Source organism: Metabacillus sp. Hm71 (genome assembly GCF_051842955.2).
GTDB lineage: Bacteria > Bacillota > Bacilli > Bacillales > Bacillaceae > Metabacillus.
In genome coordinates, this window is the sequence record NZ_CM200278.1 from 2,482,973 (window position 1) to 2,496,970 (window position 13,998).

Genomic DNA, 13,998 nt, shown 5'->3' on the forward strand with positions numbered 1-13,998 from the left:
GCAGTAAGAAGGCTCTTCAGCTAAGATGAGCGCCTGCAGAAGAAAGCAACAGCCAATTTTAATAGTCCTATTCAAAAACAACATCTTTTATAAAAGAAACCTTGTAGGATTTTCTTTCATTCGCATGAAATGCAAATGGTTGTAAATACTACAATAAGAATGAAAAGAAAGGGTGATGAAACATGGCAACTCATGATCATTACATACAAGGCAACGATCAAAATGAAGGCAGTGAAAAGCAAGAAGGAAAAGAAAGCACAATTGTCGATAAAATTCAGCAATTAGGGCAAACGAATGTCCCGCAAATGGGACAAGAGTCAAAAATTCATTGCTTAACAATTGTAGGACAAATTGAAGGACATATTCAGCTTCCACCGCAAAACAAAACAACGAAATATGAGCATGTGATCCCGCAAATCGTTGCAATTGAACAAAATCCAAACATTGAAGGGTTATTGGTCATTTTGAATACGGTTGGCGGTGATGTTGAAGCAGGTTTGGCGATTGCAGAAATGCTGGCCACGATATCTAAACCAACAGTTTCTATTGTTTTGGGAGGCGGGCATTCGATTGGTGTTCCAATTGCTGTCTCGTGTGATCATTCCTTTATCGTTGAAACCGCAACAATGACTATTCACCCGGTCCGGTTAACAGGTTTAGTCATTGGTGTGCCGCAAACCTTTGAATACTTAGATAAAATGCAGGATCGAGTCATTAATTTTGTCACAAAGCACTCAAATATTAGTGAAGAGAAATTTAAAGAACTAATGTTTTCAAAAGGCAATTTAACGCGTGATATTGGAACAAATGTCGTTGGGAAGGATGCCGTACAATACGGATTAATTGATGAGGTCGGCGGCGTTGGTCAAGCGATGCAAAAGCTGAATAGCATGCTTGAAAAAACGAGTGAAAAGCAGGTGCTTCAATGATCTTTTATACAATGATGCCGGAGCAGTTAATGTTTCCAACACAAGAGGACGAATATAAAAAACAGACTGTCATTGAAATGAATGGTGTTCAGCTTCTTGTTCAAGAAGGTTCAAACGCACAATATGAAATTGTACGAGTTTTAAGCAGTGATCCCCGCCATTTCCTTGATAGTCAATATTGTCCTGGACAAAAAATTACCATGTCTGTTTCTACCAAAGAGGGGAATTATGGTATAATAGGAAGACAACGATGAGGCAGCCAGTTTTTCGGCTGCTTTCTTCATTTCTAAAGAAATTTATGATACATAGGTGATTAGTTATGGCGAAGCGAAAAAGAAAACAAAGGAAGTCAAAGGATGATTGGAAAAAAATCTTAAAATATGAGTTAGCAGGTTTAATTATTTTGGCGATTGCTCTCATCGCCATTTCAAAGCTGGGCTTTGTTGGTGTAACATTCGTCCATTTATTTCGTTTTTTTAGTGGAGAATGGTACATGCTCTTTCTCATTGGCGTTGTTCTTTTTTCATTTTATTTAATATGGAAAAGGCAAATTCCCTCATTATTTAACAGACAAATGGTTGGGGTTTATTGTGTGACGGCTTCTTTATTATTATTAAGTCATGTCACGCTTTTCAAAATGCTTTCACATAACGGGACATTTGCTTCCCCGAGTGTACTCTCTAATACACTTCAATTATTTTGGATGGATGTAAGAGGTGAAGCAAGTACCGTTGATTTAGGTGGAGGTATGTTAGGGGCTCTGCTATTTGCTGCATCCTACTACCTCTTTGCGGAAGCTGGCTCTAAAATAATCGCGATCGTTTTAATCGTAATCGGAATTATTTTAATTACAGGTCGTTCTCTGCAAGCAACCTTAGCCAAGATATTAGTGCCAATTGGAAGGTTTATTAAGTCTCAGGCAATTGGGTTTAAAAATGATATGAAAAGCATCCCTTCTGCGATGAAAAAAAGACATGAGAAGAAAAAACAAAAACGTAAAGAGAGAAAAAGGGAAGAAACAAGTGAACTTAATCCAGATATTATTGAAGAGGAAGAAGAGCTGCAGCCAATCATCTCTAGCTTCTCTGAAAGTGGAGAACTACAGGAAATGGTTATACATACAATGGACAATCCTTCACTACAAGTAGATGTTGCTGAGGAACAAGAGCGGAAACAAAGAGCAAAGAAATCAGCTGGAGAACCATCTTCACAAGAAGAAGTAATGCTTCAGCCGATGACATTTGTTGAGGTAGAAAACAAAGATTATGAATTGCCGCCGCTAGATTTATTAAAAGCACCAAAACATAACTCGCAACAAGCTGATAAGAAAAATATTTATGAAAATGCCAGAAAGCTTGAAAAAACCTTTCAAAGCTTTGGGGTAAAAGCAAAGGTTACCCAAGTTCATCTTGGACCAGCAGTGACAAAATATGAAGTTTATCCTGATGTTGGGGTAAAAGTAAGTAAAATTGTTAATTTAAGTGATGATTTAGCCTTAGCTCTAGCAGCAAAGGATATTAGAATTGAAGCGCCTATCCCAGGTAAATCGGCAATCGGCATTGAAGTGCCAAATTCAGAAATAGCCATGGTATCTCTACGGGAAGTATTGGAGTCTAAAGCAAATGATCGCCCTGATGCAAAGCTGTTAATTGGTTTAGGAAGAGATATTTCCGGGGATGCGGTTTTAGCTGAATTAAATAAAATGCCTCACTTACTCGTTGCAGGTGCAACCGGAAGCGGGAAAAGTGTGTGTATAAATGGGATTATTACCAGTATTCTGATGCGTGCGAAGCCGCATGAAGTGAAATTGATGATGATAGATCCGAAAATGGTTGAATTAAATGTGTACAATGGTGTGCCACATTTGCTTGCTCCTGTCGTAACTGATCCAAAAAAGGCTTCACAAGCACTTAAAAAAGTCGTAAATGAAATGGAACGCCGGTATGAGCTATTTTCACATACCGGTACACGAAATATCGAAGGCTACAATGAAATTATCAGACGGAATAATCACGAGGAAGCAGCCTTACAGCCTGAGCTACCGTATATTGTCGTAATCGTTGATGAGCTTGCAGATTTAATGATGGTTGCTTCTTCAGATGTCGAAGATTCCATTACAAGGCTCTCACAAATGGCTCGTGCCGCAGGAATTCATTTAATCATCGCGACTCAGCGGCCGTCAGTTGATGTTATCACAGGAGTGATTAAAGCCAACATCCCTTCAAGAATCGCATTCAGTGTATCATCACAAACAGATTCAAGAACAATTCTTGATATGGGAGGCGCTGAAAAACTTTTAGGCAGAGGTGACATGCTCTTCTTACCTGTAGGTGCATCAAAACCAGTCCGTGTGCAAGGAGCCTTTTTATCTGACGAAGAGGTGGAACAAACTGTTAACTTTGTTATTGGACAACAGAAGGCGCAATATCAAGAAGAGATGATTCCATCTGAAATAGTTGAAACAACCAGTGAAGTACAGGATGATTTATATGATGAGGCTGTACAGCTAGTTGTTGATATGCAAACAGCCTCTGTCTCGATGCTGCAGCGCAGATTTAGGATTGGTTATACACGTGCGGCAAGATTGATTGATGCAATGGAAGATCGGGGAGTAGTTGGCCCATATGAGGGAAGTAAACCTCGTGATGTTCTTCTATCAAAAGAAAAACATGAAGAACTAACATCTTGATCGTTAAGTTAAAGACTAAACAGGTTTTGAAAATTAAAATCCTGTTTAGTCTTTTTTTTAAGTTTGTCTTGTCCAATTTTACAATAAAAATATTATGTAAACTATACTTTCCCTGAAAAATGAACTTAATGCATTAAGAATAACTTAAATTTTTAAAAAGAGAAAAGGCATGCATCGAGTAAAATGATTTTTGTACAAAGAATAATGTCATAAAAAGAGATCATAATAATTTCAAATACCGTTAAACTTGAAGTGCAAGACTAAATTTAGATAACTTATTTTAGTTTTCTACTAATTTCGACAAAATTAAATAGTTTTTATTTATTTCTTTATTAAAACATGATATAGTATTTTCGATTAGAGATAGGTGTATAACATCAGATGTCTGATCTCTTATACAATGAGGAGGGGGCGGGCCAATGAGTATTAAATCTGACAATCGTCACTTGTATTTACAAGTTATAGATAAAATTAAAGAAGATATCGAAAAAGGGATATATCGAGAAAAAGAAAAATTGCCTTCTGAATTTGAACTTTCTAAAGGATTAGGGGTAAGTAGAGCAACATTAAGGGAAGCACTCCGCATCCTTGAGGAAGAAAACGTTATCATAAGAAGGCATGGGGTAGGGACCTTCGTTAATTCAAAGCCAAGGTTTACTTCAGGTATTGAACAATTGAACAGTGTAACTGGAATGATAGAAAAAGGAAACCATAAACCTGGTACAATTTTTCTTTCTTCCTCTATTACAGGAGCAACAGACGATGATGTAAAAAGGTTTAAATGTGGTAAGGAAGAGGAAATATTCCTACTGGAAAGAGTAAGAACAGCAAATGTTGAGCCAGTTGTGTATTGTATTGACAAAATTCCGACAAAAATTTTACCGGATACCTTTGATCATGAGCAAGAATCCTTATTTCAATTATTGGAAGAAAAAGCTAATATATATATTAGTTATGCTGTCACACATATTGACCCGATTGGATATCATGAAAAAATTTCACCTATTTTAGAATGTGATCCGGAAACGTCACTGCTTTTATTAAAGCAAATGCATTTTGATAATCAAGACCGTCCAGTTTTATACTCATTAAATTATTTTAGAGCAGATCATTTTAGTTTCCATGTAGTAAGAAAGCGGATATAGGCTATCGATCGAAACAAAACAATACATAAATGCCTATAATTCGTACATAATGTTTGATACAAAATCTATATAGTTTAGTGCTTATCTCCTAGATGTTGATTTCTGACGATGGTGGGTATTTTAACCTGTGAGGAGGTGATTTGCACACTGGTAGGAAAGTTTAGTTAACAACTAAACATCATTAAATCTTAGGGGGTTTTTAACATGAAGAAAAAATTTGGACTTGCATTATCCTTAATATTGGCTGCAGGTACATTATTAGCAGGCTGTGGTGGCGGCCAAAATGAGGGAGCTGGAGAAGGCGGCGGAGAAGCTGCAGATGATAACTTTTCTGTCGCAATGGTAACGGACGTTGGCGGTGTAGATGATAAATCCTTCAACCAATCAGCTTGGGAAGGGCTTAAAGCATATGGTGAAGAAAATAATCTTGAAAAAGGCAAAGGTTTTGACTATCTGCAGTCTCAAAGTGACGCAGACTATGCGACAAACTTAAATACACTTGCTCGTAAGGACTATGACCTAATCTATGGAATTGGCTACAAATTGCAGGGGGCAATTGAAGAGATAGCTCAGCAACAAAAGGATGTACATTTTGCTATTGTTGATAGTGTTGTAGATCAGCCAAATGTAGCCAGCATCACATTTAAAGAGCATCAAGGTTCATTCCTTGTTGGTGTCGTTGCGGGTTTAACCACAAAAACAAATAAAGTTGGCTTTGTAGGCGGTATAGAATCAGACTTAATTAAAAAGTTTGAAGTAGGATTTGTAGAAGGTGTTAAGGCTGTAAATCCAGAAGCAAAAGTAGATATTCAATATGCTGGCGCATTCGATGCGGCTGATAAAGGAAAAGCAATTGCATCTAGCATGTATGGTGCCGGAGCAGACATTATTTATCATGCTGCAGGTGGAACTGGAAATGGAGTTTTCTCTGAAGCAATTGATTTAAAAGTAGAAAATCCGGATCGTGAAATTTGGGTAATTGGTGTTGATAAAGACCAATATGAAGAAGGGAACGGTAAAACAAAAGACGGGAAAGAATTTAACATAACTTTAACATCAATGGTAAAACGTGTTGACGTTGCGGTTAAAGACCTTGCTGAAAAGGCTGCAGCAGGTGATTTCCCAGGTGGGGAAGTGATCGAATACGGTATTGAGGAAGAAGCAATCGGTATTGCTCCTGCTCCACATGATGAACATTTATCAGATGAAGTAAAAGCAAAAGTAAAAGAATACCAAGAAAAAATACTTAATGGTGAGATCGAAGTACCAACAAAATAAAGATCAACAGACTAAGGGGATGGCTTAAAAAAGGTGCAACCTCTCTAACTTAAGTGGACATAGTGTAAAAGTCCTATATTTAATTTTGTTAGAGTAGGTTTTCACCTGAAGAGTCACCCCTTTCTTCCTGAAATCAATAAATGCAAATTTTCTAACTAATTAGATAATTTGCATTTGGTGATTTTCATACCAGCTATCTTAAAAATGAATGGTTTTTAATTACAGTTTGTTCTGGAAAAGGAGTGTGAGCAAGTTTGGAATATGTAATTGAAATGCTGAATATTCGTAAGGAATTTCCTGGCATTATCGCAAATGATAACATTACCCTTCAAGTAAAAAAAGGAGAAATTCATGCTTTACTCGGAGAAAATGGTGCAGGTAAGTCAACCTTAATGAATGTTTTGTTTGGTCTTTATCAACCTGAAAAAGGGGAAATTAGAGTAAAAGGGAAAAAAGTCGCGATTACAAATCCAAATATAGCAAATGATCTTGGGATTGGGATGGTTCACCAGCATTTTATGCTTGTCGATACATTTACAGTCACGGAAAATATTATATTAGGAAATGAACCGAAAAATGGCCCTTCAATTAATATTAAAGAAGCTGAAAAACAAGTAAAAGAAATTTCCGAGAAATATGGACTTGCTGTTGATCCGACAGCAAAAATATCTGATATTTCTGTGGGTGCACAACAAAGAGTTGAAATTTTAAAAACATTGTACCGTGGTGCAGAAATATTGATTTTTGATGAACCGACCGCTGTTTTGACACCACAGGAAATAAAAGAATTGATTCAAATTCTAAAAACATTAATTAATGAAGGAAAATCGATTATTTTGATCACACATAAACTCAAGGAAATTATGGAGGTTTGTGACAGAGTAACAGTTATTCGCAAGGGTGAGGGGATCGGTACAGTAAATGTTGCTGAGACAAATCCAAATGAGCTTGCATCTCTTATGGTTGGCCGGGAGGTTTCATTTACAACTGAAAAGGTTCCTGCAACACCAAAGGAAGATGTTTTAACAATTGAGAATTTAGTTGTAAAAGATAATCGCCAGGTGCAGATGGTCAATTCATTAAATTTATCAGTTCGTGCAGGTGAAATAGTCGGTATTGCCGGAGTAGATGGAAACGGACAAACAGAACTAATTGAAGCGATTACAGGCTTAAGAAAAGTCGAGTCTGGAAGTATAAAAATAAATAATAAAGATATTACAAATACACATCCAAGGAAAATAACCGAATCAGGTATTGGCCATATTCCGCAGGATCGTCACAAACACGGGTTAGTGCTTGATTTTCCGATCGGTGAAAATATGGTGTTGCAAACCTATTACAAGTCCCCATTTTCTAAAAACGGTGTCTTAAATTTTAAAACGATTTATGATAAAGCCAAAAAATTAATTGAGGAATTTGATGTCAGGACACCTAGTTCAACTACTTTAGCAAGAGCGTTGTCAGGTGGAAACCAACAAAAGGCTATTATTGGGCGAGAAGTGGATCGAAATCCTGATTTATTAATTGCGGCACAGCCTACGCGGGGTCTTGATGTTGGGGCAATTGAATTTATTCATAGTCGTCTTATTGAGCAGAGAGATAATGGAAAAGCAGTACTTCTCATTTCTTTCGAATTAGATGAGATCATGAATGTAAGTGACCGCATTGCTGTAATATATGAAGGCGAAATTGTCGATATTGTTGATCCAAAAGAAACAACTGAACAAGAGTTGGGATTACTTATGGCTGGTAGTAAGCGTCAGAAAGCAGGTGAGAGGTCATGAAGCTAACTCGGTATATGAACATCTTAATTCCAGTAATCGCCGTTTTATTAGGGTTGATCTGCGGAGCGATCATCATGTTAGTTAGCGGGTACAATCCAATTGCAGGGTATAGTGCATTATGGTATGGAATATTTGGTGAATCTTATTATATTGGGGAAACGATTAGACAATTAACCCCATATATCTTAACAGGTTTAGCCGTGGCGTTTGCTTTTCGTACTGGGCTTTTTAATATCGGTGTTGAAGGGCAAGTAATCGTTGGCTGGCTTGCAGCAGTCTGGGTTGGAGTAGCATTTGAATTACCTGCCATTATCCATCTTCCACTTGCGATTCTTGCTGCTGGATTAGCTGGCGCCTTGTGGGGGTTTGTCCCTGGGTTGTTAAAAGCGAGATTTAAAGTACATGAGGTTATTGTCACGATTATGATGAACTACATTGCACTTCATGTAACAAATGCGCTTATTCGAGATGTGATTACAGATAATGACGATAAAACCGAAAACATATTTCCGACTGCATCCTTGCGATCTGAATCTTTTGAGTTATTAACGGATTATTCACGGATGCACTATGGAATTTTCATTGCACTAATAGCTGCTTTTATTATGTGGTTTCTTTTAGAAAAAACAACAAAGGGTTATGAGCTGCGTGCAGTTGGTTTTAATCATCATGCTGCACATTATTCTGGGATGAATGTAAATCGTAATATTATTCTTTCCATGGTTATATCAGGAGCATTTGCTGGTGTGGCCGGAGCAATGGAAGGTTTAGGAACATTTGAATATGTTTCTGTAAAAAGCGGTTTTACAGGGATTGGTTTTGACGGAATCGCAGTTGCTCTGATCGGAGGAAACTCAGCGCTAGGTATAATTTTTGCTGCCGCCTTATTTGGCGGATTAAAAGTCGGAGCCTTAAACATGCCTTCAGAAGCAGGTGTTCCCAATGAGCTTGTTGAAATCGTCATTGCGCTTATTATCTTCTTCGTAGCTTCAAGCTATTTCATTAGATGGATTTTATCTCGTTTTAAAAAGGAGGGGAAATAAGTGAGCATTTTACAAGCTTTAGAAATCATCATTCCAACCGCGTTGTTTGTGGCAGCTCCACTTATTTTCACTGCTCTCGGTGGTGTATTTAGTGAGCGCTCAGGTGTAGTAAATATTGGTCTCGAGGGCTTAATGATCATTGGTGCATTTGTCGGTATTGTGTTTAATTTACATTTCGCTGAAATTTTTGGCAGCGCGACACCTTGGTTCGCCATTTTAGCTGCAATGATTGCTGCATCTGTTTTCTCTTTGCTTCATGCGGTTGCTTCTATTACCTTTAAAGCTGATCAGGTAGTTAGCGGTGTAGCCATTAACTTTTTGGCTTTAGGACTAACGTTGTTTTTGGTTAAAAACATTTACCAAAAAGGACAAACAGATCGGATCAGCATAAGCTTTAATAAATTTGATGTACCATTATTAAGTGATATTCCTGTAATAGGGAAAATCTTTTTCTCTGGTGGATATATTACTTCTTACATTGCCATTCTTTTAGCGGTTATTGTTTGGTATGTCATTTACAAAACACCATTTGGCCTGCGACTTCGCTCAGTTGGAGAACATCCGATGGCTGCAGACACAATGGGGATTAATGTTACAAAAATGAGATATATTGGAGTTATGCTTAGCGGTGCTTTGGCTGGGATTGGCGGTGCTGTTTATGCAACGATTATTTCTCGGGATTTCAGCCATGCAACGATAAGCGGCCAAGGATTTATGGCGCTTGCTGCTGTCATATTTGGTAAATGGCATCCGCTCGGAGCCATGGGTGCAGCTTTGTTCTTTGGACTCGCACAAGGATTAAGTATCATTGGAGGAACAATTCCGTTCTTGGCTGATATTCCATCTGTTTACCTACTTATCCTCCCGTATGTATTGACTATATTGGCGTTAACAGGATTTATCGGTCGTGCGGATTCTCCTAAAGCATTAGGGTCTCCTTATGAAAAAGGAAAACGTTAAATATACTTTTGAAAGGCTGTTTCAAAAAGGTAGTTTGACCTTATTTGAGACAGCTTTTTCTGTTGTTATCTGAACGCCAATTATTCCTTTTTTAGTTGCTACTTTATCCCAGTATAGGTTAAATCGTAACTACACAAAATGTAAAAGAATAAAAATTAAAGCAGATAAGGTGAAGCATAGATGGAAGCAGGAAAGAAGCTCGATTTATTAGCATTATCATCTGTTCCACTTGTTATGACATTAGGTAATTCAATGTTAATACCAGTTCTACCTTTAATCTCAAAAAAGTTATATATAAGTTCATTTCAAGTTTCGTTAATCATAACAGTGTATTCAATTGTTGCGATTATATTAATTCCAATAGCAGGCTATTTATCAGATCGATTCGGTAGAAAGATGGTTATGGTCCCATGTCTAATAATAGCGGGTATTGGAGGAGCAGTATCTGGATGGGCTTCTTGGCAAATGGATCATCCGTTTATGATTATTCTATTAGGACGGGTTTTACAGGGGATTGGCTCTGCTGGTGCCGCACCGGTTGTCATACCGTTAGTTGGCGATATGTTCAAAGACGATGAAGAGGTTAGTGCAGGATTAGGTTTAACGGAAACAGCTAATACAGCGGGGAAAGTATTAAGTCCGATAATTGGGGCTGTTTTAGCTGCTTTTATATGGTTTATGCCTTTTTGGTTTATTCCTTTTTTTTGTTTCATTAGCGTGTTATTAGTTGTTTTTCTTATAAAGGTACCAAAGAACAAGAAGAACGAAAAACAATCATTTAAAAAATTTGCTCATTGTATAAAAGATATATTTAAAGAAAATGGCAGGTGGCTGTTTGCCATTTTTATTGTAGGGTGTATTATCATGTTTGTGCTATTTGGAGTTCTTTTTTATTTATCTGATATGCTTGAAGAGATTTATCAAATTGATGGTGTTAGAAAAGGGCTGGTTTTAGCCATTCCGTTATTAGCTCTTTCTGTCAGCTCATATGTAGCGGGGAAAAAAATTGGAGAAAGTAAACAGTTAATGAAAACAGTGATTCTTATCGGTATGGGTCTTGTTACGTTTTCATTTGTTGCAATAAGGGTCCAACACTCTTTTCTTTTTTTATTTGCGTTTTTAGTCATCACAGGGATCGGCATTGGGATCACATTACCAAGCCTTGACGCCATCATTACAGAAGGAATTGAAAAAGAGCATAGAGGGACAATTACCTCAATTTATAGTTCAATGAGATTTATTGGGGTAGCTGCAGGTCCCCCGGCTTATGCTTATTTCATGACGGTTTCTGAACATCTCATCTATTATATCTCAGGAGGGGTTAGTTTTTTAGCTGTTATGATCGTCATGCTATTTATAAAACCGAAAAATGATCCGCAAAAGGATTCTGATTCGAAGCAAATGCCTAAACTAGCATAACATGCTGATTATACGGATTATTCCCTATATCAGCATGTTTTCCTTTCATTGTATATAGTCGTTCGATTAGTGAAAGAATAAATAGTAGAAAAATGTGTATTATTTCCTTTATTATCCTCGTATTGATATAATTACAAGCATATGAAAAGGAATTTAGCTACCATAAAAGGAGGGTCAAAATGGCATTTATTGATGAACAGCTCAGTAAAGTAAATGGGCTTTCTCTGCATACTGTACCAACAAAGAAATTTAAAACGAATACAATTGTATTAAAAATGCTTGCACCTTTAAATAAACAAGATGTTACATATAGAGCCTTACTTCCCTATGTACTCCAACGAGGGACAAAAAGTTTTCCTACAAGCATAAACTTACGTCAGCATTTAGATACATTATACGGTGCAACACTTTATGTAGACCTTGCAAAAAAAGGAGAAAACCATATTATTTCTTTCCGGATGGAAATAGCGAATGAAAAATTTCTTACTGATTCAACTCCTTTATTAGAAAAAGGAATGAAGCTGTTAGCAGAAATTTTGTTAGAACCCGTGCTTGACGGTAACGCATTTAAAGAAGAAATCGTTGCTCAGGAAAAACGAACATTAAAACAACGGATCCAGTCTGTTTATGATGATAAGATGAGGTATTCAAATTTACGTCTTGTCCAGGAAATGTGTAAAGATGAACCATATGCATTACACGTCAATGGTGAAATTGATGATGTTGAAGGGATATCAGCAACATCTTTATACGATTATTATCAAAAAGCAATAAGTTCCGATAAAATTGATTTGTATGTTGTTGGCGATATTGATCAACAAGAGGTAGAAGGGTATGTAAAAAAATATTTTTCTTTTGAAAATAATGAAAAAACCGTTAGTGAAGCTATTGCAAAAAAAGCGATTGAAGAAAATGAAGTCATTGAAGAACAGGATGTAAAGCAAGGAAAATTAAATATTGGTTATCGTACAAATAGTACGTACCGTGATGATGACTATTATGCTTTACAAATCTTTAATGGTATTTTCGGAGGCTTTTCCCATTCAAAGCTTTTTATTAATGTCCGTGAAAAGGCTAGTTTAGCGTATTATGCAGCATCAAGGGTAGAGAGCCATAAAGGTCTGCTCATGGTTATGTCAGGTATTGAGGTTGAAAATTACCAAAAAGCGGTCACCATCATTCGTGAACAAATGGCGGCTATGAAAAAAGGGGGTTTTTCAGAGCAAGAATTGGAACAAACTAAGGCCGTTATCCGCAATCAATTATTAGAAACAATTGATACGCCGTATGGATTAGTTGAGATTGTCTACCATAATGTTATTGCTCAAATAAATCGGCCTTTTGATGACTATTTACAAGGAATTGAAGAGGTAACAAAAGAGGATGTTGTAAAACTTGCAGAAAAGGTAGAGCTTGATACAATTTATTTCTTAAAGGGAATGGGGGGGACTCAATGACAAATCCTATTCGTTTTGAGCAGCTTCAAGAGGAGCTATATTATGAAAAAATGGAAAATGGACTTGATGTTTATGTATTACCTAAAAAAGGCTTTAACAAAACATATGCAACCTTCACAACGAAATATGGGTCAATTGATAATCGCTTTATACCGTTAGATCAAAATGAAATGATCACAGTTCCGGATGGAATCGCGCATTTTCTTGAGCATAAGCTCTTTGAAAAAGAAGATGGTGATGTGTTTCAGCAATTTAGTAAACAAGGTGCATCTGCTAATGCATTTACCTCATTTACTAGAACGGCCTATTTATTCTCGAGTACAAGCAATGTAGAACAGAATCTGGAAACATTAATTGATTTCGTACAAACACCTTATTTCTCTGAGCAAACGGTTGAAAAAGAAAAGGGCATCATCGGACAAGAGATTAATATGTATGATGATAATCCTGACTGGAGATTATACTTTGGTTTAATTCAAAATCTTTACCAGCATCATCCTGTGAGAATTGACATTGCTGGTACAATTGATTCGATTGCTAAAATTACAAAAGATTCATTATATGAATGCTATAATACGTTTTACCATCCAAGCAATATGCTGTTATTTATTGTTGGAGCTGTTGAACCTGAAGCCATTTTAAAGCAAGTTAGGGAAAATCAGCAGAGAAAGGATTTTACTGCTCAATCGGAGATTAAGCGAGAATTCCCGTCTGAACCTGTTGAAGTTTATAAAAAAATAGATAAATTAAAGATGAATGTTCAAGGATCAAAATGCTTAGTTGGTTTAAAAGCAAAAAATCCAAATCGATCTGGTCAGGAATTGTTAAAATATGAGCTGTCCATGAATATTATTCTTGATATGCTGTTTAGTAAGAGCTCAAAGAATTATGAAAATCTATACAGTGAAGGACTTATTGATGATACCTTCAGCTATGATTATACAGAAGAAAAAGGATTTGGTTTTGCTATGATTGGCGGAGATACCGAGGATCCAGATAAACTTGCAGAGCGTATTCAAGACATCCTATTAAAGGCAAAAGCTGAAGGTGTTGACTTCACTACATTTGATGCAGCAAAAAATAAAAAGATCGGTGCATTTTTGAGAGCCATTAACTCACCTGAATATATTGCCAATCAATTTACAAGGTATGCCTTTAATGAGATGAAGCTTTTTGACGTTGTACCAACACTTGAATCATTAACAAAAGAAGAAATAACTACGATTCTTCAGGATGCTGTTGATAAGGAGTTATTTACAGTTTGTCAGGTTATTCCTAAGTAAGGAAGATAGTA

11 protein-coding genes are annotated in these 13,998 nt (G+C 36.7%); all 11 read left to right on the plus strand.

Features of this window, described 5'->3' with window-relative positions; genetic code table 11:
* Nucleotides 1-182 precede the first annotated feature (182 nt).
* Complete coding sequence (locus ACSVDH_RS11725; protein ID WP_299090187.1) at nucleotides 183-929, plus strand: ClpP family protease; 747 nt, start codon at nucleotides 183-185, stop codon at nucleotides 927-929.
* Nucleotides 926-1,183: a YlzJ-like family protein gene (locus tag ACSVDH_RS11730; RefSeq protein WP_439249515.1), complete on the plus strand. Its 258-nt coding sequence runs from the start codon at nucleotides 926-928 to the stop codon at nucleotides 1,181-1,183. Before ACSVDH_RS11725 ends, ACSVDH_RS11730 begins: the two co-directional genes overlap by 4 nt.
* A gap of 65 nt (nucleotides 1,184-1,248) precedes the next feature.
* Nucleotides 1,249-3,618, plus strand: a complete 2,370-nt coding sequence (gene spoIIIE, locus ACSVDH_RS11735) for a DNA translocase SpoIIIE (protein ID WP_439249516.1) — start codon at nucleotides 1,249-1,251, stop codon at nucleotides 3,616-3,618.
* Nucleotides 3,619-4,037: 419 nt separating this feature from the next.
* Nucleotides 4,038-4,763, plus strand: coding sequence for a GntR family transcriptional regulator (locus ACSVDH_RS11740; protein ID WP_439249517.1), 726 nt, complete (start codon nucleotides 4,038-4,040; stop codon nucleotides 4,761-4,763).
* Nucleotides 4,764-4,967: 204 nt separating this feature from the next.
* On the plus strand, nucleotides 4,968-6,041 hold the full coding sequence (locus tag ACSVDH_RS11745) for a BMP family lipoprotein (RefSeq protein ID WP_439249518.1): 1,074 nt from the start codon (nucleotides 4,968-4,970) through the stop codon (nucleotides 6,039-6,041).
* 254 nt (nucleotides 6,042-6,295) lie between these two features.
* Entirely contained in the window at nucleotides 6,296-7,825 is a 1,530-nt protein-coding gene (gene nupO / locus ACSVDH_RS11750; protein ID WP_439249519.1) for a guanosine ABC transporter ATP-binding protein NupO, read from the plus strand.
* Entirely contained in the window at nucleotides 7,822-8,868 is a 1,047-nt protein-coding gene (locus ACSVDH_RS11755) for an ABC transporter permease (protein WP_439249520.1), read from the plus strand. Before nupO ends, ACSVDH_RS11755 begins: the two co-directional genes overlap by 4 nt.
* 6 nt (nucleotides 8,869-8,874) lie before the next feature.
* Entirely contained in the window at nucleotides 8,875-9,828 is a 954-nt protein-coding gene (locus ACSVDH_RS11760; RefSeq protein WP_439249799.1) for an ABC transporter permease, read from the plus strand.
* 180 nt (nucleotides 9,829-10,008) lie between these two features.
* On the plus strand, nucleotides 10,009-11,247 hold the full coding sequence (gene bcbE / locus ACSVDH_RS11765; RefSeq protein ID WP_439249521.1) for a bacillibactin exporter BcbE: 1,239 nt from the start codon (nucleotides 10,009-10,011) through the stop codon (nucleotides 11,245-11,247).
* A 179-nt stretch (nucleotides 11,248-11,426) separates the two neighbouring features.
* Entirely contained in the window at nucleotides 11,427-12,704 is a 1,278-nt protein-coding gene (gene yfmF / locus ACSVDH_RS11770) for an EF-P 5-aminopentanol modification-associated protein YfmF (protein WP_439249522.1), read from the plus strand.
* Entirely contained in the window at nucleotides 12,701-13,987 is a 1,287-nt protein-coding gene (gene yfmH / locus ACSVDH_RS11775) for an EF-P 5-aminopentanol modification-associated protein YfmH (RefSeq protein WP_439249523.1), read from the plus strand. Before yfmF ends, yfmH begins: the two co-directional genes overlap by 4 nt.
* The last annotated feature ends 11 nt before the right edge of the window (nucleotides 13,988-13,998 follow it).

What these genes read in the sequence shown, in the direction of transcription:
- ACSVDH_RS11725 (WP_299090187.1), top strand. Translation starts at nt 183, where the DNA reads ATGGCAACTCATGATCATTACATACAAGGCAACGATCAAAATGAAGGC.
- ACSVDH_RS11730 (WP_439249515.1), top strand. Translation starts at nt 926, where the DNA reads ATGATCTTTTATACAATGATGCCGGAGCAGTTAATGTTTCCAACACAA.
- spoIIIE (WP_439249516.1), top strand. Translation starts at nt 1,249, where the DNA reads ATGGCGAAGCGAAAAAGAAAACAAAGGAAGTCAAAGGATGATTGGAAA.
- ACSVDH_RS11740 (WP_439249517.1), top strand. Translation starts at nt 4,038, where the DNA reads ATGAGTATTAAATCTGACAATCGTCACTTGTATTTACAAGTTATAGAT.
- ACSVDH_RS11745 (WP_439249518.1), top strand. Translation starts at nt 4,968, where the DNA reads ATGAAGAAAAAATTTGGACTTGCATTATCCTTAATATTGGCTGCAGGT.
- ACSVDH_RS11755 (WP_439249520.1), top strand. Translation starts at nt 7,822, where the DNA reads ATGAAGCTAACTCGGTATATGAACATCTTAATTCCAGTAATCGCCGTT.
- bcbE (WP_439249521.1), top strand. Translation starts at nt 10,009, where the DNA reads ATGGAAGCAGGAAAGAAGCTCGATTTATTAGCATTATCATCTGTTCCA.
- yfmF (WP_439249522.1), top strand. Translation starts at nt 11,427, where the DNA reads ATGGCATTTATTGATGAACAGCTCAGTAAAGTAAATGGGCTTTCTCTG.
- yfmH (WP_439249523.1), top strand. Translation starts at nt 12,701, where the DNA reads ATGACAAATCCTATTCGTTTTGAGCAGCTTCAAGAGGAGCTATATTAT.